Source organism: Virgisporangium aliadipatigenens, from assembly GCF_016863615.1.
Classification (GTDB): domain Bacteria; phylum Actinomycetota; class Actinomycetes; order Mycobacteriales; family Micromonosporaceae; genus Virgisporangium; species Virgisporangium aliadipatigenens.
On the sequence record NZ_BOPF01000036.1, the window covers coordinates 68,821 to 93,084 of the forward strand.

At 72.3% G+C, this 24,264-nt stretch carries 22 protein-coding genes; 8 read left to right on the forward strand and 14 right to left on the reverse strand.

Annotated features, from left to right (window positions below):
- Positions 1–46: 46 nt before the first annotated feature.
- Both Val02_RS36690 and glnA read right to left on the reverse strand, forming a co-directional pair.
- Positions 47–3,160 (reverse strand): S8 family serine peptidase, encoded by a 3,114-nt coding sequence (locus Val02_RS36690; protein WP_203903906.1) that lies wholly within the window; start codon positions 3,158–3,160, stop codon positions 47–49.
- Positions 3,161–3,421: 261 nt separating this feature from the next.
- Entirely contained in the window at positions 3,422–4,846 is a 1,425-nt protein-coding gene (gene glnA, locus Val02_RS36695; RefSeq protein WP_203903907.1) for a type I glutamate--ammonia ligase, read from the reverse strand.
- Between the two features lie 210 nt (positions 4,847–5,056).
- On the opposite strand from glnA, the gene Val02_RS36700 reads away from it, so the two are divergent.
- Genes Val02_RS36700 through Val02_RS36715 form a run of 4 tightly spaced genes read left to right on the forward strand, consistent with a single transcriptional unit; the run spans position 5,057 to position 7,759 of the window.
- The gene (locus Val02_RS36700) at positions 5,057–5,419 is read left to right on the forward strand and encodes an RDD family protein (protein ID WP_373318001.1); all 363 of its coding nucleotides are present in this window, start codon (positions 5,057–5,059) and stop codon (positions 5,417–5,419) included.
- Positions 5,420–5,472: 53 nt separating this feature from the next.
- The gene (locus tag Val02_RS36705; protein WP_203903909.1) at positions 5,473–6,105 is read left to right on the forward strand and encodes a TetR/AcrR family transcriptional regulator; all 633 of its coding nucleotides are present in this window, start codon (positions 5,473–5,475) and stop codon (positions 6,103–6,105) included.
- Complete coding sequence (locus tag Val02_RS36710) at positions 6,102–6,578, forward strand: acyl-CoA thioesterase (RefSeq protein ID WP_203903910.1); 477 nt, start codon at positions 6,102–6,104, stop codon at positions 6,576–6,578. Before Val02_RS36705 ends, Val02_RS36710 begins: the two co-directional genes overlap by 4 nt.
- Positions 6,575–7,759 (forward strand): cytochrome P450 family protein, encoded by a 1,185-nt coding sequence (locus Val02_RS36715; RefSeq protein WP_203903911.1) that lies wholly within the window; start codon positions 6,575–6,577, stop codon positions 7,757–7,759. The genes Val02_RS36710 and Val02_RS36715 overlap by 4 nt, the downstream gene beginning before the upstream one ends.
- 4 nt (positions 7,760–7,763) lie before the next feature.
- Here the strand turns inward: Val02_RS36715 and Val02_RS36720 are convergent, their stop codons facing one another.
- Positions 7,764–8,459, reverse strand: a complete 696-nt coding sequence (locus Val02_RS36720) for a DUF4191 domain-containing protein (RefSeq protein WP_203903912.1) — start codon at positions 8,457–8,459, stop codon at positions 7,764–7,766.
- Positions 8,460–8,610: 151 nt separating this feature from the next.
- Positions 8,611–9,543, reverse strand: coding sequence for a lipoyl synthase (gene lipA, locus Val02_RS36725; protein WP_203903913.1), 933 nt, complete (start codon positions 9,541–9,543; stop codon positions 8,611–8,613).
- Positions 9,544–9,607: 64 nt separating this feature from the next.
- Here lipA and Val02_RS36730 point away from each other — a divergent pair, with 64 nt between their 5' ends.
- Positions 9,608–10,345, forward strand: coding sequence for a hypothetical protein (locus Val02_RS36730; protein ID WP_203903914.1), 738 nt, complete (start codon positions 9,608–9,610; stop codon positions 10,343–10,345).
- A gap of 3 nt (positions 10,346–10,348) precedes the next feature.
- Here the strand turns inward: Val02_RS36730 and Val02_RS36735 are convergent, their stop codons facing one another.
- The 5 genes from Val02_RS36735 to lpdA all read right to left on the reverse strand — a co-directional run bounded on the left by Val02_RS36735 (position 10,349) and on the right by lpdA (position 16,795).
- A complete protein-coding gene (locus tag Val02_RS36735; RefSeq protein WP_203903915.1) occupies positions 10,349–11,860 on the reverse strand; it encodes a hypothetical protein in 1,512 nt (503 codons plus the stop codon).
- Between the two features lie 71 nt (positions 11,861–11,931).
- Positions 11,932–12,579 carry a lipoyl(octanoyl) transferase LipB gene (gene lipB, locus Val02_RS36740; protein WP_203903916.1) on the reverse strand — a complete coding sequence of 216 codons (648 nt, stop codon included), beginning with the start codon at positions 12,577–12,579 and terminating at the stop codon, positions 11,932–11,934.
- A gap of 18 nt (positions 12,580–12,597) precedes the next feature.
- Positions 12,598–13,488: a TIGR01777 family oxidoreductase gene (locus Val02_RS36745; RefSeq protein ID WP_203903917.1), complete on the reverse strand. Its 891-nt coding sequence runs from the start codon at positions 13,486–13,488 to the stop codon at positions 12,598–12,600.
- Between the two features lie 63 nt (positions 13,489–13,551).
- Positions 13,552–15,375, reverse strand: coding sequence for a 2-oxoglutarate dehydrogenase, E2 component, dihydrolipoamide succinyltransferase (gene sucB, locus Val02_RS36750; RefSeq protein WP_203903918.1), 1,824 nt, complete (start codon positions 15,373–15,375; stop codon positions 13,552–13,554).
- Between the two features lie 37 nt (positions 15,376–15,412).
- On the reverse strand, positions 15,413–16,795 hold the full coding sequence (gene lpdA / locus Val02_RS36755; protein WP_203903919.1) for a dihydrolipoyl dehydrogenase: 1,383 nt from the start codon (positions 16,793–16,795) through the stop codon (positions 15,413–15,415).
- 211 nt (positions 16,796–17,006) lie between these two features.
- Between lpdA and Val02_RS36760 the strand changes: the two genes are divergently transcribed.
- Positions 17,007–17,300 (forward strand): hypothetical protein, encoded by a 294-nt coding sequence (locus tag Val02_RS36760; protein ID WP_203903920.1) that lies wholly within the window; start codon positions 17,007–17,009, stop codon positions 17,298–17,300.
- Here Val02_RS36760 and Val02_RS36765 read toward each other — a convergent pair.
- The gene (locus tag Val02_RS36765; protein WP_239153620.1) at positions 17,290–18,786 is read right to left on the reverse strand and encodes a leucyl aminopeptidase; all 1,497 of its coding nucleotides are present in this window, start codon (positions 18,784–18,786) and stop codon (positions 17,290–17,292) included. The genes Val02_RS36760 and Val02_RS36765 overlap by 11 nt on opposite strands.
- A 114-nt stretch (positions 18,787–18,900) precedes the next feature.
- On the opposite strand from Val02_RS36765, the gene gcvT reads away from it, so the two are divergent.
- Positions 18,901–20,004: a glycine cleavage system aminomethyltransferase GcvT gene (gene gcvT / locus Val02_RS36770; protein WP_203903922.1), complete on the forward strand. Its 1,104-nt coding sequence runs from the start codon at positions 18,901–18,903 to the stop codon at positions 20,002–20,004.
- A 2-nt stretch (positions 20,005–20,006) separates the two neighbouring features.
- Here the strand turns inward: gcvT and Val02_RS36775 are convergent, their stop codons facing one another.
- Genes Val02_RS36775 through Val02_RS36790 form a run of 4 tightly spaced genes read right to left on the reverse strand, consistent with a single transcriptional unit; the run spans position 20,007 to position 23,974 of the window.
- Positions 20,007–20,495 carry a hypothetical protein gene (locus tag Val02_RS36775; RefSeq protein WP_203903923.1) on the reverse strand — a complete coding sequence of 163 codons (489 nt, stop codon included), beginning with the start codon at positions 20,493–20,495 and terminating at the stop codon, positions 20,007–20,009.
- A gap of 22 nt (positions 20,496–20,517) precedes the next feature.
- Positions 20,518–21,477 (reverse strand): DUF2891 domain-containing protein, encoded by a 960-nt coding sequence (locus Val02_RS36780; RefSeq protein ID WP_203903924.1) that lies wholly within the window; start codon positions 21,475–21,477, stop codon positions 20,518–20,520.
- Entirely contained in the window at positions 21,474–22,226 is a 753-nt protein-coding gene (locus Val02_RS36785; RefSeq protein WP_203903925.1) for an adenosylcobinamide-GDP ribazoletransferase, read from the reverse strand. Before Val02_RS36785 ends, Val02_RS36780 begins: the two co-directional genes overlap by 4 nt.
- Positions 22,223–23,974: a bifunctional adenosylcobinamide kinase/adenosylcobinamide-phosphate guanylyltransferase gene (locus Val02_RS36790; protein ID WP_203903926.1), complete on the reverse strand. Its 1,752-nt coding sequence runs from the start codon at positions 23,972–23,974 to the stop codon at positions 22,223–22,225. Before Val02_RS36790 ends, Val02_RS36785 begins: the two co-directional genes overlap by 4 nt.
- Before the next feature lie 86 nt (positions 23,975–24,060).
- On the opposite strand from Val02_RS36790, the gene Val02_RS36795 reads away from it, so the two are divergent.
- Entirely contained in the window at positions 24,061–24,261 is a 201-nt protein-coding gene (locus Val02_RS36795) for a hypothetical protein (RefSeq protein ID WP_203903927.1), read from the forward strand.
- The last annotated feature ends 3 nt before the right edge of the window (positions 24,262–24,264 follow it).

The window sequence follows — 24,264 nt, forward strand, 5'->3', positions numbered from 1 at the left end:
GGAGGGTTGGTGCGGCGCCCGTCGCGTTCGGGTGGGTCATCGGGGGTCAGGCCAGCGGCACGCTGCCGCAGACCACGGCCGTGCAGCGCCACGACGCCCAGTCGGTGCCGTACCCCGCCAACGGGTTGGTGCCGGTGACCGGCGCCAGGGTGAGGCCGTTCAGCGCCGACGGGGCACCGAGGGCCGGACCCGGGCGGTAGGTCGTGCCTGCCGGTCCCGCCGGGGGAGCGGCCGGGCCGCTGACACCCGGGTTCGGGGTGCCGCCCGCGTTCGGGTCGCCGGTCCCGGGGTTGCCGGGAGCGCCCGCGCCCGGGTTGTCGACGGCCGGCGTGGAACCCGCGGCGGTGCCCAGGTACCGGTAGGCACCCGCCATCGTCACCGTGCGGCCGGAGTGGTCGCCCACCGTCACGTCCGCCGCGCCGGGCACACCGGTCGGGGCGATGACGGTCAGGCTCACCGACGAGCGGGCCGCCACGTAGGCGCCGTTGCCGCCGATGCTCACCACCGGGTACTCGGGCAGGTTCAGGCCCATGATCATGATGGCGTTGCCGCCGCCGGTGCTGCCGCTCGCCGGGGAGACGGACAGGATCGTGATGCCGTCGTCCGTGACCGGGGCCGGCGGGGGAGCCGGCGTGCCGGTCGACGGGTTGCCCGGGGCGGTGCCGCCGTTGCCCGTGTTCGGCGTGCTGCCGCCGCCGTTGTCGGGGGCCGCGCCGTTGCCCGGAGCGGTGCCGCTGTCAGGGGCCGTGCCGCCGTCCGGGGTGGTGCCGCTGCCGGGAGCCTGCCCGCCGCCGGGGGCCGGGTCGCCGCCGGGCGCGGGGTCTGCCGGAGCGGCCGCGCCGGGGCCGGACCCGGCGCCGGGAGCCGACGGCGCGGAGCCGCCGCCGTTGTTCGGTGCCGAGCCGCCGTTGTCGGGCGCTGCGCCATTGCCGGGTGTGGCGTTGCCACTGTCCGGCGTGGAGCCGCCGCTATCGGGTGCGGAGCCGTTGCCCGGCGTGGAGCCGCCGTTGTCGGGCGCGGTGCCGTTGCCGGGCGTGGTGGGAGCCGTGCCCCCGCTGCCCGGGGTCTCCCCACCGGTGGCCGGCGTCGTGCCCTTGCCGGGCGCGCTGTCGCCGGGGGCCGGCGCGCTCGGCGGGGTGATGCCGTCGCCGGGGACCGGAGCCGGGTTCGCCGGCGTCTCGCCGCCGCCCTGCGGCCCGTCCGGCGCGGGCTCACCGGGAGCGGCCGGTGCGCTCGGCGTCTGCGACGCGGCGGGGTTCACGGTGAAGAAGAGCGCCGCCGGTGCGCCGTACCCGTAGTCGGGCTGAGCGGCGGCCACCGCGTCGACGGCGATCGCATACTCGCCGGCCGGCAGCTGCGTGGCGAACGTGACCCGCAGACCCCCGCCGGTGAGCGTCGAGTCGGCCGGGTCGACCCCGTCGGAGCCGGTCAGCGTGATCCGCGCGGCGCCGTCTGTGCTCCCGTCCGCGCCGTTCACCGCGACCGGGTGGTTGACGACGGCGTACACGGAACCGTTCACGAGGCTGTAGAGCGTCGCGCGCACCGCCGCCGTGCTGCCCGAGGGGAAGAGCGACTTCGGGGCCCGCACGGTCAGCGTTGCCGTGTGCCGTTCGCCGGCGACGAACCCGTTCAGCGCACCGGCCTCCACCCGCAGCCCGTCCGCACCCAGCGCGCGTTCGGTGTTGAGGCGGCCACCGGTGACCGACCTGCCGGCGTACGCGCCGAACGGCTCAGCCGTCGACATGAGGCGTTCGCGGACGGCGGCGGGGCTCAGGCCGGACTCGCGGGAGAACACCAGGGCCGCCGCGGCGGTCACGTGCGGGGTGGCCATCGACGTGCCCTGCATGGCCGAGTACGCGGATTTGTCCACAGTGGACGCGATGAAGTGGCCGGGCGCGAAGAGGTCGACGGCGCTCGCACCGGTGTTGGAGAACGACGCCACCCCCTCGGCCGCCGTCGAGGCGCCCACGGTGACGACGTTGTCGTAGGGGAGGCTGGCCGGCCAGACCGGCTTGCTGTCGATGTTCACGCCGTTGTTGCCGGCCGCGGCGACGACGAGCACACCCTTGGAACGCGCGTACGCGACGGCGTCCTCCAGCACGGAGACACCGGCCCGGGTCGCGCCGGGGTTCGAGCCGAAGCTGGCGTTGATCACCTTCGCGCCGTTGTCGGCGGCGTAGCGGATCGCCTCGGCGGCGTGCGACAGCCAGATCGAACCGTTCGCGGTGATCTTGAGCGACATCAGGGTCACGCCGGGCGCGAGCCCCGCGACCCCGCGGCCGTTGTGCGGGATCGCGGCGATCGTGCCCGCCACGTGGGTGCCGTGGTCGTTGTTGTCGGCCGTGTCGTAGGGGGTGTTGTCGTTGTGCACGAAGTCCCAGCCGGTGCAGTCGTCGACGTAGCCGTTGCGGTCGTCGTCGACGCCGTTCCCGCAGACCTCGCCCGAGTTGCTCCAGAGGCGCGGCAGGTCGGGGTGGTTCGGCTGGATCCCGGAGTCGACGATCGCGACGACCACGCCGGCACCGGTGGCCCGGGCGCCGGCCTCCACGCCGTCCACGTCGGCGTCGGCGGTGCCGCTGACCCCGTCGAACGACCCGCCGCCCTTGTTCTCCAGCCCCCACAGCAGGTGCCGGTAGGTGTCGTCGGCGTCGAGGAACATCCGCTCGTCCGCGACGGTCGACAGGCCGGTGAGCGACGACACCGCCTGCGGGGTCAGGTCGCCGGTGACCCGCCACGTCAGCGAGTCCACCGGCGAGATCTCCCGCACCTGCGGCGAGGAGGCCAGCGCGGCGAGCGGCTCCGGCAGCGTGCGGGTGCTCAGCACGTCCGACGGCGCGGCGCCGTCGCCGGTGATGTCCACAGTGGACCCGTCGGTGAGCGTGGCGACGAGGCGTCCATCGGCGGTGCGGGAGACCTCGGCGACGCGGCCCTGGTAGCGGGCCAGCGCGGTGAAGTCGAGGCCGGGCGTCACCCGGGGCGTTCCCGCCGGCACCCGCACCAGAACGTGCTGGTAGCTGTCCGGTGCCGCCGGTCGGCCGGCCAGCGGACGCAGTTCGAGGGTGGGCTCACGCAGGGAGAGGGCGACGCCGGCGCCCCCGCTCGCGGCGAGGGCCAGCACCCCCAACCCGGAGAACACCCGCCGCCAGATACGCCCGTCCATGGACCGCTCCTTCCGCCGCGCCGCGCGGGGGCGGCGCACGGCGGCCGGAATGGCGCCGCGTGTGACCGATGACATCGGCCGGACGGTGCGGTGCGGTGCGGTGCCCGGTGCGGACGGGTTGCGGGCATTGGCGCCTGTCAGCCCTTCGGCTAGGGTGCGCCACCCGCACAGCATCAACCTCAAGAACGGGTGTGCGCCGGTTCAGGAGGAACGAAAGAAGCCCGGGCCAGGACGGCCCGGGCTTCGATCGAAGGAAACTGATTACACGTCGAAATACATGGCGAACTCGTGCGGGGTCGGCCGAAGGCGGACCGGGTCGACCTCGTTCTCCCGCTTGTAGCTGATCCAGGTCTCGATCAGGTCGGGCGTGAAGACGCCGCCCTCGAGCAGGAAGTTGTGGTCCTCTTCCAGCTTGTCGAGCACCTCCGGCAGCGAGCCGGGGACCTGCTTGACGTTGGCGATCTCGTCGGGCGCCAGGTCGTAGAGGTCCTTGTCGATCGGCTCCGGCGGCTCGATCTTGTTCTTGATGCCGTCGAGGCCGGCCATCATCATCGCGGAGAACGCGAGGTACGGGTTGGCCGACGGGTCCGGCACGCGGAACTCGACGCGCTTGGCCTTGGCGTTGGTGCCCGTCACCGGGATACGCGTGCAGGCCGAGCGGTTGCGCTGCGAGTACACCAGGTTGACCGGGGCCTCGAAGCCGGGCACGAGGCGCCGGTAGGAGTTGACGGTCGGGTTGGTGAACGCCAGCAGCGACGGCGCGTGGTGCAGCAGGCCGCCGATGTACCAGCGGGCCGTGTCGGAGAGGCCGCCGTAGCCGGTCTCGTCGTAGAACAGCGGCTCGCCGCCCAGCCACAGCGACTGGTGGGTGTGCATGCCGGAGCCGTTGTCGCCGAAGAGCGGCTTGGGCATGAACGTCGCGGTCTTGCCGGCGTTCCAGGCCACGTTCTTCACGATGTACTTGAAGAGCTGGAGCTGGTCACCCGCGTGCAGCAGGGTCGAGAACTTGTAGTTGATCTCGGCCTGGCCGGCGGTGCCCACCTCGTGGTGCGAACGCTCCACCGTGTAACCGGTGTCGATCAGCCGGCGCACGATCTGGTCGCGCAGGTCGGCGTAGTGGTCGACCGGCGGGACCGGGAAGTAGCCGCCCTTGTAGGTGGTCTTGTAGCCCCGGTTGCCGCCGTTCTCCTCGCGGCCCGTGTTCCACCAGCCCTCGACCGAGTCGATGTAGTAGTACGCCTGGTGGGGGCTGGTCTCGTGGCGGATCGAGTCGAAGATGTAGAACTCCGCCTCGGGGCCGAAGTACGCCGTGTCGGCGATGCCGCTGGCCGCCAGGTAGGCCTCCGCCTTCTTGGCCACGTTGCGCGGGTCGCGGCTGTAGGCCTCACGGGTGAACGGGTCGTGGATGAAGAAGTTCAGCGCCACGGTCTTCTCGGTGCGGAACGGGTCCACGAAAGCCGACGCCGCGTCCGGCAGCAGCAGCATGTCCGACTCGTGGATCTGCTGGAAACCGCGGATGGACGAGCCGTCGAAGGCGAGGCCGTCACTGAAGACCTTGTCGTCGAACGACTCCACCGGCACGTTGAAGTGCTGCATAACGCCGGGCAGGTCACAGAATCGTACGTCGACGAATCGGACGCCTTCGTCCTTGATGTATCTGAGGAGCTCGTCGGGGTTGGCGAACACGCGGTCCTCCAGGCTCGTGCGCGAAGTGGTCGCTAGTGGACTGGGACGCTATGACCGAGCGGTTGCCCGGGCATGTCTCGATTGTTTCCGCCATGTTTCGGTGGCCCCAATCGCGACGCTGAGTGTCGAGGAACACCCTGGTCCCGTGGGCGACGCTAGACGACCGACCTCAAAAACGTGCCGGATGTGCGAAAGATACCGTGGTGTTCCGTGGAGATCGCGACGTTGGACCGCCGATTCGGTGCCCTGATGATCGATTGGATTATCTGTCTGATCATCGGAGCGGCATTCGGCCCTTTGACCGGAAGTCCATGGCCGGTCGTCGTCCTGGTCGTTCAGCACGCATTTCTCGTGGGCCTCTGGGGTCACACGTTCGGGATGGCCGTCATGCGGATCAAGTGCGTGTCGGTGGCCGACCGGAAGCCGATCGGGATCCCGCTGGCGGCGCTGCGCGGCGGCCTGCTGGCGCTCATCGTGCCCGCCCTGATCATGGACGCGCAGCGGCGCGGGTGGCACGACCGCCTCGCCGGATCGATCGTGCTCCGGGCCGTTCCGGCGGACCGGGATCACTAGTGCGAAGACCAGACTAACTATACGACCGGTCGTTCATAAAATACGCTGCGACCATGATCGATGGTCGACTTCAACGCGGCGAACGCACCCGCACCGCCGTGCTCGATCGCACGCTGCTGCTCGCCTCCGCCGAGGGGCTCAGCGGCCTGTCGCTGGCCCGGCTCGCCGACACGCTGAACCTCAGCAAGTCGGGCCTCTTCGCGCACTGGGGTTCCAAGGAGGCGCTCCAGCTCGCGGTGATCGAGCACGCCCGGAGCCAATGGGAGCAGGAGGTGATCCGGCCGGCCGTGGCGGCGCCGCGCGGCCTGCGCCGGCTGTGGGCCACCCACGACCGGCGGATGGCCTACTACGAGTCGGAGAAGCAGCCCGGCTGCTTCTTCTTCGCCAACGCCTACTTCGAGTACAACGCCCGCCCGGGAGCCGTTCGGGAGCGGCTGCTGGTGGAGCTCGCCGACTGGGTCCGCTACCTGACCGGCCTGGTCGAGCAGGCCGTCGAGATCGGCGAACTCCCGCCGGGGATCGACGCGTCCGCGCTCGTCCACCTGACCGACGCCCTCGGCGTGTACGCGGCCATGCAGGCGCCTGCCGTCGGGGCCGCCGTGACCTGCCGGGGTTCCCGCGTCGCGCTGCTCACCCATCTGCGCTCGCTCGCCACCGACCCGACCGTGCTACCGGAGCCGACATGACCGACACCGTCACCGCGGCGCCGCGGGCCTCGTACGGGTTCGCCGCTTCCGCGTACGTCCACTTCGACGACCTCGACCAGTTCGGCATGCTGCACAACACCCGCCACGCGGTGCTCGTCGAACGGGCGATCGTCGCGTGGTGGGGCGAGCGCGGCGTGTCGTTCGCGGACGGGCGCCCGAGCAGTCCCGACGCGTTCAGCGCCGTGCGGGACTTCGCGATCACGTACCACGCGCCGATCCGCGGCACCGGCGAGATCGCCGTCCACTTCTGGATCGAACGGCTCGGCCGGACCAGCCTCGAATACAGGTTCCGGCTGACGTCCCTGGACCGCGCGACGCTGTATGCCGAGGGCCGTCGCCTGGCCGTTCGCCTCGACCCCGCCACTTTGGCGCCGACGGCGTGGACCGATCGGGGCCGCGAGATCGCCGCCGCGCTCACCGCACCCGGACGCCGGGCGGAGGACTCCGCATGACGGACGTCTCACGGCTGGACCTGTACGCGGCCGAGTTCAACGCCGATCCGTACCCGACCCTCGACCGGCTACGCGAGGAGACGCCGGCGCGGCCGGTCGACACGCCCGCCGGGCGGCTGTGGCTGGTGACCCGGCGCGCCGACGTCCGGCAGCTGCTCGCCGACCCGCGGCTGTCCAAGAGCGTCAACGTCGACCTGGGCTACTACCCGCTGCCCCCGCTGCAGCGCCGATCCGGCTTCCACATGCTCAACGCGGACCCGCCGGAGCACACCCGGCTGCGTCGCCTCGTGGCCAAGGCGTTCACCAACGGCCGGGTCGAGAAGCTGCGCCCCCACATCCGCGCCATCGTCGAGGAACTGGTGCGCCCGATGGTCGACCGGGGACACGCCGACCTGATCGCCGACCTCGCCTTCCCGCTGCCCATCACCGTCATCTCCGAACTCGTCGGTGTGCCGCCCGCCGACCGGTACGCGTTCGGCGACTGGACCGGAGCGATGATCGCGCCGCGCAGCCCCGAACACGCTCTCGCCGGGCGCGAGCAGATGACCGACTACCTCGTCGCGTTGATCGCCGAGAAGCGCCGCCACCCCGCCGACGACCTCTTCTCCGACCTGGTCGCGGTGCAGGACGAGGACGACGACCGGCTCACCGACCCGGAACTGGTGTCGATGGCGTTCCTGCTGCTGCTCGCCGGCTTCGAGACGACGGTGAACCTGATCGGCAACGGCACCTATCTCCTGCTCACCCATCCGGACGTGTACGCCCGGCTACGTGCCGACCGCGGCCTGATCCCGGCGGCCGTCGAGGAGTTCCTGCGGCTGGAGAGCCCGCTCTCCGGCGGCACCCCCCGGGTCACCACCGAACCGGTCGACGTCGGCGGCGTCACGATCCCCGCCGGCGAAGTCGTCTACACCTCGATCGCCTCGGCCAACCGCGATCCCGATCAGTACGTCGACCCGGATCGCCTCGACCTCGACCGCGCGGACGGCTCGCACCTCGCGTTCGGGCACGGCATCCACTTCTGCATCGGAGCCCCGCTGGCCCGGGCGGAGGGTCAGATCGCGTTCGACACGGTCCTCGCGATGCTGCCCGAGCTGCGGCTGGCCGTCCCGCCGGACGCGCTCGTGTGGCGTGGCGGCATCCTCATGCGCGGACTGGTGGACCTGCCGGTGCGCTGGTGACGTCCTAGCGACCCCGCGCGGCGCGGAACGCGCCGCGCGGCGGCCGCATGTTCTTGGGGATGGCGCCCTTGGGCATCTGCGGGCGGGCCGACAGGGCGGTGATCCGCGCCTCCAGGGCGTTGACCTCCTTGCCGGTGATCGTGCGCGGCAGCTTCATCAGCGTCATCCGCAGCTTGGCCAGCGTCAGCTGACCCTCTTCCGCACCGACCACGTACTCGCGCAGCTCGGTCGAGCCGATGATCTTGACGAGGCGCCGCTTCTCCTGGCTCATCAGCGAACGCACCCGCGACGGGCTGCCCTCGCCGATCAGGATCACGCCCGGCCGGCCGATCACGACGTGCACCATGTCGAACTGCGTCGTGCTCTGCACCGCCGGCTTGACCCGCCAGTCGCCGCGCATGCTCTGCACGATCTGGGCGGCGGCGCCCGGCTGCCCCTCGTACTCGTTCATCATGGCCTTGTTGGCCCGCAGGTTGAGCACGATCATGACCCCGAGCAGCGCCGTCATGACGGCGGCGATCAGCCAGAACCAGCTCGCCCCGAGCGCGATCGCCACCCCGGCGGCGATCAGCGGCACCAGCGCGGCCGCGAGAGCCAGCGGCGCGAACAGCTTGTCCCGCTTGGCCGTGAACTTGATCGCCATCGGAAGCTGCTTGAGGCTCGCGAGGAAGCCGGGCCTCTCGGGCTGTGCGTTCGCCATGTCTCGAAGTCTAGAGGCATAACGTGCGGGTCCGCCGTCGGCGTGGTGCGCAGAGATTCAAGAGCGTGCTGTCGACCGCACGCGGACGTGGAGCGAAGCGACCCGGCGGGAGCAGCGGTCGCGCCCCCGACGGGCCGTCGCGATGAAGCTCTTAGGCCTTTGCCCGTGCCTCGACGGCCTGGCTGTACAGGCGGCCGGCGCGGTACGACGAACGAACCAGCGGGCCGGACATGACGCCGGCGAACCCGATCGCCTCGGCTTCCTCGCGTAGCTCGACGAACTCCTCCGGCTTGACCCAGCGCTCCACCGGGTGGTGCCGCGGCGTCGGCCGCAGGTACTGCGTGATCGTGATCAGCTCGCACCCGGCGGCGTGCAGGTCGCGCAGCGCCTGCGACACCTCCTCGCGGGTCTCGCCGAGCCCGAGGATCAGGTTGGACTTCGTGACCAGCCCGGCCGCGCGGGCCTGCGTGATGACGTCGAGCGAACGCTCGTAGCGGAACGCCGGCCGGATCCGCTTGAAGATGCGGGGCACCGTCTCGACGTTGTGCGCCAGCACCTCCGGCCGCGCGTCGAACACCTCGGCGAGCTGCTTCGGCTCGGCGTTGAAGTCGGGGATGAGCAGTTCGACGCCGCAACCCGGCAGGAGCGCGTGGATCTGGCGAACGGTCTCCGCGTACAGCCATGCCCCGCCGTCGGGCAGGTCGTCGCGGGCCACACCGGTGACGGTGGCGTACTTCAGCCCCATCGCCTGCACCGACTCGGCCACCCGGCGCGGCTCGTCGGCGTCGAACTCGGCCGGCTTGCCCGTGTCGATCTGGCAGAAGTCGCACCGGCGCGTGCACTGGTCGCCACCGATGAGGAACGTCGCCTCCCGGTCCTCCCAGCACTCGTAGATGTTGGGACAGCCGGCCTCCTGACACACCGTGTGGAGGCCCTCCCGCTGGACGAGCCCGCGCAGGTGGGTGAACTCCGGCCCCATCTGCGCCTTGACCTTGATCCACGGCGGCTTGCGCTCGATCGGGGTCTGCGCATTGCGCACCTCGAGTCGGAGCAGCTTGCGGCCCTCGGGAACGACAGCGGTCACCCGGCAAGCCTACGCCGGTGACGGACGGCGGCGGCACGTGTGCCTCGCCACTACGCTGTCGGACGTGACATCGGAGGTCGTCGTTCAACTGGCGTTGGGCGTGGGGTCGAGTGTGATCACCGGTGCGGGAGTCTGGCTCGCGCAGCGCGTGCGCGCGACCGGGCGGGTCCGGCGCCTGCGCCGGTTCCTCGGCCTGCACGGGCTGGTCGGCGGGGACTGCCGGCTCGTCATCGGGGACCACTTCTCGCAGCCCGGCGCCGTGCACCGGCGGGACATGGCCGCCATGCTCGAACTGGCGACCGTCGTGCGTTCGGCCGGCGCACGACCCGAGGTGCTCTCCGCCGGCCAGGCGACCGCTCCCAGCGACGACGTGGAGTTCAGCGTCGCCGGCGTGCACGCCAACCGGCGCACCGAGGCTCATATGCGCCGTTACCTGCCGGGGCTGTCGATGCGCAACCGCGACGGGGTGACGGTGCCGGACATCGTCGTCGGGACGACCTGGTATCCGGTCAGCGACGACGCGCACCACGGAATCATCGCGCGGGTGTGCCGGCCGGGGCGGCCGCATCTGTTCCTGGTGTTCGGGCAGACCGGCATCAGCACAGTCGCGATGGCGGCCCACTTCGCGGCGCAACTGCCGGCCCTCGACCGGCGTTTCGGGGCGGAGCGGACGTTCTGCCTGGTGCTGCGGGCGCACACGCCGCGGGCGTACGGGTACAGCGAGGTGGAGGAACTGGCCGACGTCACCGAGGCGGTACTGAGCCCGTCGATCCCGGAAGTGGAGTCCGAGACATCCGCGTAGGGCCTAATCGCGCTGCGGCGGCAGCATCGGCGGGGCGTTGAGGTCCCGGCACGTCTGGGGCACGCAGGGACGGTCCCAGCCGCGCAGTTCGTGACAGGGCACGTAGACGATCGAGTACCACGGCTGCGGAGCCGTCCGGATCCAGACGTGCTGCAGCTGCGGATCGTCGCGGCACATCTTCGAGGCCGCCACGACCTGGTCCTTCCAGCGCGGCGAGTTGTGCCGGTAGGTGTCCTCGAAGCGGTAGTTGACCGCTCCCACGACGAGGACGTACGCGGCGAGCGCCAACACCGGAGCGGTGCGCCGGTCGAACCGGGGCCGCCAGCCGGCCGTCTCCCGCGGCGCGGGACTCTCCCGTGGCGCGGGAGACAGGAACATCCCCAGCGCGGCGAACAGCAGCAGCTCCACCACCAGCACGTACCGCATCGCGGCGCCGCCGCCGGCCATCACCATCATGCAGTGCAGCGCCACCGCGTGCAGGAGCGTGACCGTGAGCAGCAGCCACGGCGGCCGGGTCCAGCGCTTCCACGCGGCGAACGCCCCCACCGCCACGATCACCGCCACGACCAGCCAGCCGAGCACCGACGTCGTCACGTCCGGCCCGAACGCGAGCACCTTCGCCCAGCGGAACCCGAGCATCGACAGGGGCACCGTCTCGTCGCCGAACATCTTCAGCGCCCACACCGGGTCGAGGACGGTCTCGTTGATGCCGTTGCGGCTGGTGAGCCCGCGCACGTTCGCGGAGTAGTGCAGCGCCGAGCCGCCGAGGAGCGTCAGCAGCGCGAGCACGCCGAACCGGTCGCGGCGCACCACCACCCGCAATGCGGCGAGCGGGATCATCCCGGCCACGAGCACCGTGCTCGTCGCGGTGAAGAACAGGATCGCCAGGCCCGACCACCGGCCGCCGCGCCCCTGCGGGGTCCACAGCAGCACCCAGAACAGCGTGTACAGGGCGAAGAAGTGCAGGCAGACCGGACGGTTGTAGACCTCGGAGAGGAAGTTCTCGGCGACCGGCGCGAAGAGGATCGGCGCCGCCGCGAGCAGCCGTGGCACCCGGTGCGACAGGTGCGCGGCGCTGGCGACGTACACGGTCAGGGCCAGCAGCGCCGTCACGATCGCCGAGGAGATCGAGAGGACCGCCGCCGCCCACGAGATCGGGAACAGCGCCGCCAGCTCGCCGAGCAGGCGGGGGAAGATGATGTAGTAGCCGACCGCCGGCCGGGTGACGGCCTTCAGCCCGGACATGTTGAGCGCGTCGGTGAGGACGTCGCGGGAGTCTTCCTCCCAGATCGTCTGGAACGGCCCGGTGCCGCTCACCCGGAACAGGCTCACGGCGGTGCCGGCCAGCACGGCGACGATCGCGGCGATCCAGTGCGCCCGGGTGATCCTCACGGCGGGCGCCGCCGGGAACAGCGTCTCCAGAAGGGTGAGCCCGCGCCGCCACCACGGAGCGGCCGGCTCCGGCTGCTCCGTGTCGGTCTGAGGTTCGTCGACGGCCAGCGCCACAGCGTCCACTCCCGATGTGTGTCCTCACCGGCGGTGCCGGCGGAGCGCACTTTAACACCGGGCGATATCGCCCTCCGGCGCTAGGCCGCTTGCACCATCGGGAGGCGCCGCTCGACCAGGGGGAGGACCTCGTCGACGGTCACCGTGCGCCCCAGTTCCCGCGTCAGCGAGGTGACCCCGGCGTCGGAGATCCCGCACGGGACGAACCGGTCGTACGCCGACAGGTCGCAGTCGCAGTTGATCGCGAACCCGTGCTGCGTTACCCCGCGCGCCACCCGGATCCCGATCGCCGCGACCTTGCGCTCCGGCCCCCGCGCGTCCGCCGCCACCCACACGCCGCTGCGCCCCCTGATCTCGGAGCGGATCGTCGGCAGGCCCAGCTCGGCGCAGACCTCGATGAGCAGCTGCTCGGTGCGGCGCACGTAGGCCACCACGTCGATCGGCTCGCCCAGGTGCACGATCGGGTAGCCGACGAGCTGCCCCGGCCCGTGCCAGGTGATCTTGCCGCCGCGGTCGACGTCGACGACGGGACTGCCGTCGATCGGCCGGTCCTGCGCCTCCGTGCGCTTGCCCGCCGTGAAGACGCTCGGGTGCTCCAGCAGCAGCACGGTGTCGGGCCGGGCGCCGGCCACCACCTCCGCGTGGATCTCCTGCTGGCGGCGCCACGCCTCCGTGTACTCCACCGTGCCGGCGCGGATCACGGTGAGCGGACGGGTCGTCGTAGTCACGCCGGCAAGCGTATCCCTCTACAGAACGGCGGCCAGCGCCTCGTCCACGGTGCGGTGCCGGAAGCCGAAGCCGCCGTCGGTCAGGCGCGCGGGGATCACCCGCCGGCTCGCCAGCATCTCGTCGGCGAACTCGCCGAGCGCGATCCTCAGTGCGAACGCCGGCGCCGGGATCAACGCCGGCCGGTGCAGCCGCTTCGCCAGCACCCGGGTGAATTCCGCGTTCGTCACCGGCTGCGGGCCGGTGAGGTTGAGCGGGCCGTCGAGATCCCGTTCGAGGAGGAACTCCACCGCGCCGAGCCAGTCGGCCATCGAGATCCACGGCAGGTACTGCCGGCCGGAGGAGAGCCGCCCACCGGCCCCGAGCAGGAACTGCAGGCGGGTGGGGCCGAGCAGGCCGCCGCCCTTGTCCAGCACCAGCCCGGAACGCAGCAGCGCCACGCGCACCCCGGCGTCGGCGGCCGGGCGGGTGGCGTTCTCCCACTCGACGCAGAGCCCCGCGAGGAAGTCGTCGCCGGGTGAGGCGAACTCGTCGAGCGTGGTGTCGCCGCGATCCGTGCCGTAGTAGCCGACGGCCGATGCGTTGAGCAGCGTCGCCGGGCGGTGCTCGGGCGGCAGCGCCGCGATCGTGCGCGCGAGCGTGCCCGTCGTGTCGAGCCGGCTGTCCCGCAGCTGCCGCTTGTACGCCGCCGTCCAGCGATGGCCGCCGACGTTGGCGCCCGCGAGGTTGAGCACCGCGTCGGTGCCGGCCACGACGGTCGCGTCGAGCACACCGCCGGCCGGGTCCCAGCGGGCCTCCTTGGCCCCCGGATCCCGGCGCACCAGGCGGGTCACGTCGTGCCCGGACTCCCGCAGCCGTGCCGCGAGGCGGGTGCCCAGGAAGCCCGACGCACCGGCCAGCAGGATCTTCATCCGTCCACACTAGACAGAAAAGGGCCGCCCGCCCGGGCGACCCTTTCCTATTGCGTCGGTTGCCTAGCCGAGGCCGACCTCGGACTCGAACGCGCCGTGCTCGAGGCGTTCCTTGATGGTGGTGAGGAACCGGGCCGCGTCCGCACCGTCGACGATCCGGTGGTCGTAGGACAGGGCCAGGTACATCATCGAACGCGGCACGATGACCTCGCCCAACTCCGGGTCCTGCACGACGACCGCGCGCTTGACGATCGCACCGGTGCCGAGGATGCCCACCTGCGGCTGGTTGATGATCGGCGTGTCGAAGAGCGCACCACGGCTGCCGGTGTTGGTCAGCGTGAACGTGCCGCCCGAGATCTCATCCGGCTCGATCTTCATCGAACGGGTGCGCGCGGCGAGATCGGCGATCCGCTTCGCGATGCCGGAGATGTTGAGGTCCTCGGCGTTCTTGATGACCGGCACGAGCAGGCCGCGCTCGGTGTCCACGGCGATGCCCAGGTGCACGGCGCCGTGGTACGTGATGGTCTTCTCTTCCTCGTTGATCTGGGCGTTGACGACCGGGTGGGCCTTCAGCGCCTCGATCGTCGCGAGCGCCATGAACGGCAGGAACGACAGCTTCACCCCGTGGGTGCGCTCGAAGTCGTTCTTCACCTTGGCCCGCAGCTTCGCGATCGCGGTCACGTCGACCTCGACCACGGTGGTCAGCTGCGCCGACGTCTGCAGCGACTGCACCATGCGCTTGGCGATGGTCTGCCGCAGGCGGGTCATCTTCTCGGTGCGCCCCTCGGCGGGGACGGCCGGCGCGGCGGCCCTGGCGGGCGCGGGCGCAGCGGCGGCCGCGGGCGCGGCCTGCTTCGCCTTGGCCTCGGCGGCCTTCTTGGCCTCGGCCGCCGCCAGCACGTCCTGCTTGCGGATGCGGCCGCCGACACCGGTGCCGCTCACCGTCGACAGGTCGACGCCGTGCTGGCCGGCGAGCTTGCGCACCAGCGGGGTCACGTAGCCGGACGGGTCGCCGCCGTTGCCGCCCGCCGCGGGGGCCTGCGCGGGCGGGGCGGCCGGGGCCGGCTGGAAGCGGGACTCCTGCTTGCCGGTGGTCTCCGCGTCGGCCGACGGCGTGGCGTAGGACGCCCCGGCGGTCTGCGGCGCGGGCTGCTCCTGCTTCGGAGCCTCCTGCTTGGGGGCTTCCTGCTTCGGAGCTTCCTGCTTGGCGGCGGGGGCCTCCTGCTTGGGCGCCTCCTGCTTCGGTGCGGGCGCGGCACCGGCCGCACCGATCACGGCCAGGTCGGCGCCGACCTCGACGGTCTCGTCCTCGGGAACCTTGATCTCCAGCAGCGTGCCGGCCACCGGGGACGGGATCTCCGTGTCGACCTTGTCCGTGGAGACCTCCAGCAGCGGCTCGTCGGCCTCGACGGTCTCACCGACCTGCTTGAGCCAGCGGGTGACGGTGCCCTCGGTGACGCTCTCGCCGAGCGCGGGCATCTTCACGGCCGTTCCCTCGGCGGAACCGCCACCGGCCGCGGCCGGAGCCGCCTCCTCCTGCGGCGAGGGAGCGGGCGCCGGGGCCTCCTCCGGCTCGGCCTGGGCCGCCTCCTCGGCGGGAGCCTCCTCCTGCTGCGCGGGGGCGGCCGCGGGCGCGGAACCGCCGTCGCCGTCGCCGCCGATGACGGCCAGCTCGCTGCCGACCTCGACGGTCTCGTCCTCGCCGACCACGATGCGGGTCAGCACGCCGGCCGCCGGGGAGGGGATCTCGGTGTCCACCTTGTCGGTGGAGACCTCGAGCAACGGCTCGTCGGCCTCGACGTGGTCACCCTCCTGCTTCAACCAGCGGGTGACGGTGCCCTCGGTGACGCTTTCGCCCAGCCGGGGCATGGTGACCGATACCGGCATGTCGTACTGCTCCTTGATCTGCTGTTCGAAAGCGGGGCTAGTGGACGTGCAGCGGCTTGCCGGCGAGCGCCAGGAACGCCTCGCCGAGCGCCTCGGTCTGGGTCGGGTGGCCGTGGACCAGCGACGCCACGTCGGCCGGCCACGCCTCCCAGTTGTAGATGAGCTGCGCCTCGCCGATCAGCTCGCTGACCCGGGCGCCGACCATGTGCACACCGACGACCGGGCCGTCCGCGACGCGCACCAGCTTGACGAAGCCGGCGGTCTTCAGGATCTGGCTCTTGCCGTTGCCGGTGAGGTCGTAGGTGACGGTCTCGACCTTGTCCGCGCCGTACTGCTCCTTGGCCTTGGCCTCGGTGAGCCCCATCGAGCCGACCTCGGGCTCGCAGTAGGTGACGCGCGGGATGCCGGCCTCGTCGATGACGGCGGGGTTGAGGCCCGCGATCTCCTCGGCGACGAAGATGCCCTGCTGGAACCCGCGGTGTGCGAGCTGCAGCCCGGGAACGATGTCGCCGACCGCCCACACGCCCGGCACACCGGTGCGCAGCCGCTCGTCGGTGATGACGAACCCGCGTTCGAGCCGCACGCCCTGGGCCTCGTAGCCGAGCCCGTCGGTGACCGGACCACGGCCGACGGCGACCAGCAGCACCTCGGCCTCGATCGCCTCGCCGCCCTGCAGCGTCACCTTCACGCCCGACTTGGTCTTCTCGACCTTCTCGAACGGCTTGCCGACCTTGAACGCGATCTTCCGCTTGCGGAACGCCCGCTCGAGCGCCTTGGAGGACTGCTCGTCCTCGGCGGCGAGCAGCCGCGGCAGCGCCTCGACGATGGTCACGTCGACGCCGAGCGACTTCCACGCACTGGCGAACTCGCACCCGATCACGCCGCCGCCGAGCACCACCGCGGAGGCCGGGGCGGAGTCGAGCGCCAGCGCGTGCTCGGAGGTGATGATCTTCTCGCCGTCGACCTCGAGGCCGGGCAGCGACTTCGAGTACGAACCGGTGGCGAGCACGATGTTCTTGCCCGTGTAGGTCTTGCCGCCGACCTCGACGGCGTTGGGGCCGACGAGCTTGCCCGCGCCCTCCACGTAAGTGATCTTCCTGGACTTGATCAGCCCCTGGAGACCCTTGTACAGCTTGCTGACGACGCCGTCCTTGTAGGCGTTGACCGCCTTGAAGTCGACCCCGTTGAAGGTCGCCTGCACGCCGAACTGCTCGGCCTCGCGAGCGTTGTCGGCGACCTCTCCGGCGTGCAGCAGAGCCTTTGTGGGGATGCAGCCGCGGTGCAGGCAGGTGCCACCCACCTTGTCCTTCTCGATCAGCACTACGGACATGCCGAGCTGTGCCGCCCGCAGCGCTGTCGCGTAGCCGCCGCTACCGCCGCCGAGCACGACGACATCGTGTCCGGGGTTACCTTGAGTCACGTCATCTCCCGAAGTCGCGTTCGCGCGGACGCGACCGGCGTATGGAGCTAACGGTGATCCGGTGAGAGGCGTCCGACGTCCTCGACCATCTTGTCACTCGGACCGGGCGGTTGCGACGCCAGGTGCCAAAGGACACTGAACATGATCTCGTCGGCCCCCCGCTCACGGGCTTCCCGCGTACCCTTGCCGCCAGTCGGGGAGGGAGTGAACGGTGGCCTGGTTCAAGAGGCGCACAGCGGAGCAGGACGACGTCGCGCACCTGGAGGAGTTCGTGCGCTCCCGGCGCGGGGTCGAGGCGTATCTGGAGCCGCGCACGACCGTCACGCCGCCGACGATGATCCTGATCGCGCACGACGGGGAGTGGACCCGCCGCCGCGTGCCGGACGAGCGGGCCGCGCGCCGGTTCGCCGAGAAGCAGCGGATCCCGGTCTACGACATCGCGTTGACCGGGTATCCGCAGCGTAAGCGCGACTGGGACGAGCGCCAGAAGCGATCTAGCCGTTGAGGGCGATGTCCTCGACCAGCTCGATCAGGGTGCGCACCGGCACGCCCGTCCCGCCCTTGTGCCAGTAGCCCGTCGGCTCGCCCGAGTGGTAGGCGGGACCGGCGATGTCGATGTGCGCCCACGGGACGTCGTCGGCGACGAAGTTCGACAGGAAGATGCCGCCCTGCAGCATGTGGCCGGCGCGGTCCATCCCGGCGCTGACCTGCGAGAGGTCGGCGACCTCGGAGTCCATGCCCTTGCGCACGTCGTCCGGTAGCGGCATCGTCCACGCCGGCTCGCCGATCCGGTCGCCGAGGGCCTGGACCCGCTCGCTGAATTCCGGTGAACCCATCAGTCCGGCGACCCGCCGGCCGAGCGCGACGACCTGGCCGCCGGTCAGCGTCGAGGTCTCCACGACGTAGTCGGTGCCCTCCGCGCAGGCGCGGGCGATCGCGTCGGCGAGGATCATGCGCCCCTCGGCGTCGGTGTTGAGCACCTCCACCTTGGTGCCGTCGAACATCGTGACGACGTCGCCGGGCCGGTACGAGGTGCCCGAGGGCATGTTCTCCGCGATCGGCAGGTAGGCGGTGACCGACACCTTCGGCTTGAGCGCGGCGACGGCGGTCATCGCGGCGACGACGGCGGCCGCACCGGCCATGTCGCTCTTCATCTCCCACATGTTCGCGGCCGGCTTGATGGAGACGCCGCCGGTGTCGAACGTGATGCCCTTGCCGACCAGCGCCACCCGGGACTTGGCGCCGCGCGCGGTGTAGGCGATGCGCACGAAGCGCGGCGGCTCGCCGGAGCCCAGCCCGACGGCGAGGAGACCGCCGTAGCCGCCCTTGCGCAGCGCCTTCTCGTCCAGCACCTCGACGTCGAGCCCGGCCTTCGTGGCGGCCTCGGCGAACGACGCGGCGAGCACCGGCGGCCGCTTCTCGTTGGGTGCCAGGTTGACCCAGTCGCGCGCGCGGGTCACCGCACCGGCGATCACCGTGGCCCGCTTGAGCTCGGCCCTGTCGGCCTTCGCCGAGGCGCCGTCCGCGACGATCGAGACCGTCTTCACCGGGTCGCGGCGGTCGGTGTCCCGGGTCTTGTACCCGGTGAACCGGTACGCGCCGAGCAGCGCGCCCTCGGCGACCGGCCGGACGGCGGCCGGGAGAGCGAGCGCCACCCGCCCGTTGCCGGCGAGCCCGCGCACGGCAGCCCCGACGGCGCGTCGCAGCGTCTCGTCGGCGACGTCCGCACCGTCCTGCGGCACGGGGCCGAGCCCGACGGCGGCGAGCACCGGTGCGCCGATCGCGCCGAACGTCGCGAGCTTCACCACCTCGCCCGCCTTGCCCGTGGCGCCGAGCGCGGTCAACGCCGTGAGCAGCCCGCCGCCCTTGAAGGCCGCCCCGACGGATTCCGCGCCGGCCGCGAGGGCCAGCGGTTCGGCGTGGACACCGATGACCACCGCGTCGACGTCGAGCGTCGCCGGGTCCCGGTCGCTGAGGTTCACAACGGTCACGCGAGCGCTCCAGGTTTCTTCGGCGGAAATTTGTCCGTCGGTGGGTAGGCCTGCCGGTGAAATGATGTTGGCACCGATGCTAACGGGCGTTAGGTCCCTAGTAAGTTCCCACCCATGACAGCACCCTTGCGCCGTTCCCCGCTGCACGATCGGCATGTCGCCCTCGGGGCCAAACTCGCGCCGTTCGGCGGCTGGGAGATGCCGCTGGAGTACGCCGACGGCGGGGTGCTGAAGGAGCACGCGGCCGTCCGGGAGGACGTCGGGGTGTTCGACGTCTCGCACCTGGGCAAGGTCACCGTGCGGGGGCCGGGGGCGGTGGCGTTCCTCAACCGGTGCCTCACCAACGACCTCGACCGGGTGACCGCGGGGCAGGCGCAGTACACGCTCTGCTGCGACGAGGCCAAGGGCGGGGTGGTCGACGACCTGATCGCGTACCGGCACGCCGACCACGAGGTGCTGCTGGTGCCCAACGCCGCCAACACGACCGAGGTCGCCGCGCGCCTGAGGGCCGCCGCGCCGGCCGGCATCGACGTCGTCAATCAGCACCAGGAGTACGCCGTGCTGGCCGTGCAGGGGCCGCGTTCGGCGCGCGCGCTGGCCGCGTTGGACCTGCCGACCGGCCACGACTACATGAGCTTCGCGACGGCGACCCGCGGCGGGGCGGCCGTCATCGTGTGCCGGACCGGGTACACCGGCGAGCACGGCTACGAACTCGTCGTCCCGAACGCCCTCGCCGGCGAGATCTGGGACCAGCTGCGCACGGCCGGCGTCCGGCCCTGCGGGCTCGGCGCACGCGACACGCTGCGCACCGAGATGGGCTACCCGCTGCACGGCCAGGACATGTCGCCGACGATCTCCCCGGTGGAGGCCCGGCTGGGCTGGGCGGTCGGCTGGAAGAAGCCGGAGTTCTGGGGGCGGGCGGCGCTCGTGGCGGAGAAGGAGGCCGGCCCGCTGCGCACCCTGTGGGGCCTCGAAGCCGTCGACCGGGCGATCCCGCGCCCGGGGATGCTGGTGCTGTCGCAGGGCTTCCCGGCCGGACAGGTGACGAGCGGGACGTTCTCGCCGACGAGGAAGGTCGGCATCGGGCTGGCGCTGCTGGAGCACCCGGCAGGTTCGCCCGAGGGCACCGAGGTCGAGGTGGACGTGCGCGGGCGGCGGGCGCGGATGAAGGTCGTGAAGCCGCCGTTCGTCCCGGCGCGGGTGCGCGACAGGACCTAGGGCTACTCGCCGCCGCCGGCGGTGTCGAGGTGGTACTGGTGGTATCCGGTGTCCCCGGCGGGGCGCAGGCTGTGTCCGCTGCCGGGGGCGATCCGCAGCCCGTCCTCGTCGGCGTGTTCGTGGCGGTACGTGTGGGCGATCCAGCCGAGGACGATCGTCCCGAAGAGCATCCCGACGACGGTCCAGCCGGCCGCGCCGGAACGCAGGTCGCGCGCGGCGATGACGCCGAAGGTGACCACGCCGACGATCGCGCACAGCGCGGCGGCCAGGTACAGCGCCACCACGCCGGCGCGCAGCCGGGCCCGCCGTCGCCGCAGGGCGGCCGCGCTCAGCACGGTCAGCTCCACCGGCCTGCCGCACGTCGCGCAGGTGACCTCGACGGTCGATTCCCCCGCCGCCGGTCGGGGCGCGTCGATCGGCTGGAGGGCGTACGTCGCCGAACTGGAGTCGATGTCGGCGCGGTGCTCGACCAGGTGCGCGAGGTGCCTCATCGATGAAGGCTAAGGCAGCGCCCTAGGTCAACGACAGCACCGCGTACGCCGCCAGCCAGTGCTCGACCATGTAGTCGCCGCCGGTCGCGAACGGTTCCGCCGCCCGGTCGTGCGCCTCGGCCGACGCGAGCAGCTCCGCGGTGCGCGGGTGATCCGCGGGCAGGGCGGCGGTGACGGCCTTGAAGCCGCGGGCCCGGCTGTAGTTCAGGCCGGCGAGGTGGGCGCCCTGGCCGTCGGTGGGGTCGGACACCGTCACCGGCGTCGCGAGCACCGGCGGCACCGCCGGCAGGAAGCGGTCGAACCAGGCCACGAACTCGTCGGCGGGCAGCACCAGCGACATCAGTTCGGCCTCGGTGAGGGCGGGGGAGAGGAAGTCCGACGGGCCCGGCTCCCACGCCGCCGGATAGTTCTCGTCGGAGGCGAACCAGCGCCGCGCCGCGTCCTCGATCGCTTCGCGCAGCCCCGAACCGGGATGCGCCACCGCGTAGTCCCACGAACGGCACAGCGCGAACGCCCCGTTGTTGTGGAACCCGTACCGCACCGGGAACTCGTTGCGCGGCAACCACCGGGCGAGCCCGTCCGCGACGGCCTCGCCCAACGGCGCGGCGGCCGGCCCCCAGGGCGTGTCGCGCAGCTCGTGCACCAGCGTCAGCGCCCAGCCGCGCCCGTACGGCCGGGAGAACCCGGGCCGCGCGACGAGGTACGCCGTCTCGGCGGCCAGGTTCTCGGCGGTCAGGTGCGCGTCGAGCACCGCGCGGATCTCCCCGGCGGGCACCTCCTCGGGTGCGAGGCGCAGCAACCGGGCCGCCACCCAGTGCATCTCGACGCACGAGTGCCAGTCGAAGCTGCCGTAGAACGCCGGGTGCACCTGGCGCGGGGTGGGCCGGTCGTCCGGGCCGTTCATCAGGTGGCGCAGGTCGTTGGGGTACTCGCGCAGCACCGTGCCGAGGGCGGTGCGGGCCAGATCCTGCCAGTGCGTCACGGGTTTCCTCCCAGGGAGACGCCCACGAGGGCGACGGTTGTCGTGATCTCCACGCTCGCCCCGATCACATCACCGGTGATGCCGCCGAAGCGCCGCACACAGTGCCGCACGAGGAGTTCCCCCGCGAGGAGGGAGACCAGGACGGCGAGCGGGCCCTGCCACGGACGCCCGGGGACGGCGGCGGCGCAGAGACCGAGCACCGCGACGGTGGCGACGGCGAGCGCCCACGGCGGGACCGTGCCGGCGACCGTCGCGCCCAGCCCGTCGGGGCGCGCGGCGGGCGTCCCGCGCCGGCACGCCCACGGGACCGAGAGCCGTCCGCCGGCGACGGCGACGATCACCGCGACCGGTCCCGGGACGGAGGCCAGCGCCGCGACCTGCACGAGCAGGGCGCAGCCGATCGCGATCACCCCGAACGCCCCCACGTCCGGGGCCTTCGCCACGGCGAGCGCGCGCTCCGGGGCGCCGTAGGTGCCGAGCCCGTCGGCGGTGTCGGCGAGCCCGTCGAGGTGCATCCCCCGGGTCAGCAGCGCGCCGGCGGCGACGATCACGGCGGCGGCGAGCAACGGGGTGGCCCCGGCGGCGCGCAGCCCGGACCCGATTCCGCCGAGCACGGCGCCGAGACCGGCGCCGACCAGGGGAGCGAGGGTCATCGCGACGGCCGCCGTCGGCCGGTCCCAGCGCGCCGCCCGCACGGGCAGGACGGTCAGCACGGAGACGGCGAGCCGCAGGCCGTGGAGGAGGATCACCCCTTCTTGACGACGGGCAGCTCGGTCGTCGGGAAGTCGGCGACCGCCCAGCGCGGCGAGTCCTCGGTCAGCGGCGTCGGCGGGATCTCCGGCGTCCCCGCCGCCAGCGTCAGCGCCGCCCGCAGCAGCGGCAGCGCGGCCAACGCCGTCGCCCCCTCGCCGAGCCGCAGCTTCAGGTGCAGCACCGGCTTCAGCCCCAGGACGTCGGCGCCGTAGCGGACCAGCGGGTTGTCGCCGTTGTCCGGCAGGACCAGCCAGTGCCGGGTCTGTCCGCCCATGTCGCGGGCGGCGAGCGCGGCGGCGACCCCGACCGGCCCGTCGATGATCACCGGGGTGCGCCGGAACGTCGCCCCGAGGATCACCCCGGTCGCCACCGCGATGTCCCAGCCGCCGACGGTGCCGAGCAGCCCGCGGGTGTCCCGCTGCCGGTTGCGCACCCGGTGCATCGCGTCGCGGATCGCGGAGAGCCGGCGCATCCAGGCGGTGTCGTCCACGTGTCCGGAGGGGCTCACGACGCGGTCGAGTAGCGCGGCCGGTTCGCCGCCGGCGGCCAGCGCGGACAGCGCCACGGCGGCCGCCTCGCTGCCGATCCCGAGCGCGGCGATCACCAGCGCGTCGGCGCCCTCGTCCACGGCCGACTCGGCGAGCCGCCAGCCGGTCGACAGCGCGTCCTCGACCTCCTCCGAGGTCAGCGCGTCGCCGTCCTCCATCGGCCCGGAGATCGGGCAGCTGACGGTGGCCAGGGTCGCGCCGGCCGCGCCGGCGAGGAGCGCCAACGGACCCGTGCCCTCGTGTGCCTGCTCCAGGTGCCGAGCCGTCGCCGCCGGGTCGTCTCCCGCCCCGGCTTTTCCCTCGTGAACGGCATTGAGCACGAGCACCCGCACGTTCTCCCACGGCCGGGGCACGCCGCGCTGCTGAGTACCGCCGGCGAGCGACACCACCCCGGCGAGCGTGCCGAGGCCGGAGCCCGCGAAGTCCAGGCCGGCCAGGTGGGTGACGGCGGCCGCCGCGGAGGTCTCGTCCGGGATCGGCAAATCCAGGTTCGGCTCGAACCTCGTGTCGCCACGCTCCACAGTGGACTGCCCGGCGGCGGTGCCCACGAGGGGAGCCGGCGGGGCGGCGGGCCGCGGCACGGCCCCGGGCGGCCCGCCCTTCAGCCAGGTCGCCTGCCCGGCCACCACCAGACTCACCCCGTCCGCCACCTCGGCGATGCGCCGGTTGAGCCGCCCGAGCGCGTCGGCGAACGTCCGCCCCGCCTCGGTCGCCGGCACCACCGACAGCCCCACCTCGGGACTGACCAGCACCACCCGGCCGGCCGGCGAATCGCGCAGCCCGTCGGTCAGCGCGTCGATCGCGTCATCGGCGGCCGCCGGGTCGGACCAGTCACCGGCCAGTTCCAGAACGGTCGTCAGCCACGCCCCGAGGTCGTCGACGAGCAGCGCCTCCTGGGGCTTCGCGCCGGACAGCCGCAGCGCCAGCCCGTACGGATCGGCCGCGAACTCCTCGGTCGACCAGTCGGCGGGGCGGCGTTCGCGGTGCGCGGCGACGCGCTTCTCCCACGCAGTGTCTGCTGTGGCTCGCGACAGCGGTCCTCGCAAGCTGCGGTCCTCGCTGCTCGCCGGGTCGTCCTCCCGCAGGGGCGCCGTGGCCAGATAACTCACCTGCTCGGACGCTGACAACAGCGCCTCGGCGAACTCCGATTTGCCGGAGCGGATGCCACCCAGGACGAGCACGCGCGACGTGGACATGCCCGTACCTTATGGGCTGCGGGCGGATGCGACGCGGCGGCCCGTACCCTTGCACTGTCGAGGCAGCGGCTGGCGAGGGAGCGGGCATGGCGTGGACGTGGCGGTACGAAGACGCATCGGGTGGGCCGGTCGACTACCCCTCCGAGGCGTTCTCCAGCCAGTCCGACGCCGAGAGCTGGATCGGCCAGAGCTGGCGCGAGCTGGCCGCGGCCGGCGTCGTGCGGGTCGTTCTGCTGGAGGACACCCGCCAGGAGTACCGGATGTCACTGGCACCGGCCGGGGACTGACCG

What these genes read in the sequence shown, in the direction of transcription:
- Val02_RS36705 (WP_203903909.1), top strand. Translation starts at nt 5,473, where the DNA reads ATGATCGATGGTCGACTTCAACGCGGCGAACGCACCCGCACCGCCGTG.
- Val02_RS36775 (WP_203903923.1), bottom strand. Translation starts at nt 20,495, where the DNA reads ATGAGGCACCTCGCGCACCTGGTCGAGCACCGCGCCGACATCGACTCC.
- Val02_RS36715 (WP_203903911.1), top strand. Translation starts at nt 6,575, where the DNA reads ATGACGGACGTCTCACGGCTGGACCTGTACGCGGCCGAGTTCAACGCC.
- sucB (WP_203903918.1), bottom strand. Translation starts at nt 15,375, where the DNA reads ATGCCGGTATCGGTCACCATGCCCCGGCTGGGCGAAAGCGTCACCGAG.
- Val02_RS36720 (WP_203903912.1), bottom strand. Translation starts at nt 8,459, where the DNA reads ATGGCGAACGCACAGCCCGAGAGGCCCGGCTTCCTCGCGAGCCTCAAG.
- Val02_RS36710 (WP_203903910.1), top strand. Translation starts at nt 6,102, where the DNA reads ATGACCGACACCGTCACCGCGGCGCCGCGGGCCTCGTACGGGTTCGCC.
- Val02_RS36795 (WP_203903927.1), top strand. Translation starts at nt 24,061, where the DNA reads ATGGCGTGGACGTGGCGGTACGAAGACGCATCGGGTGGGCCGGTCGAC.
- Val02_RS36745 (WP_203903917.1), bottom strand. Translation starts at nt 13,488, where the DNA reads ATGAAGATCCTGCTGGCCGGTGCGTCGGGCTTCCTGGGCACCCGCCTC.
- gcvT (WP_203903922.1), top strand. Translation starts at nt 18,901, where the DNA reads ATGACAGCACCCTTGCGCCGTTCCCCGCTGCACGATCGGCATGTCGCC.
- Val02_RS36790 (WP_203903926.1), bottom strand. Translation starts at nt 23,974, where the DNA reads ATGTCCACGTCGCGCGTGCTCGTCCTGGGTGGCATCCGCTCCGGCAAA.
- Val02_RS36690 (WP_203903906.1), bottom strand. Translation starts at nt 3,160, where the DNA reads ATGGACGGGCGTATCTGGCGGCGGGTGTTCTCCGGGTTGGGGGTGCTG.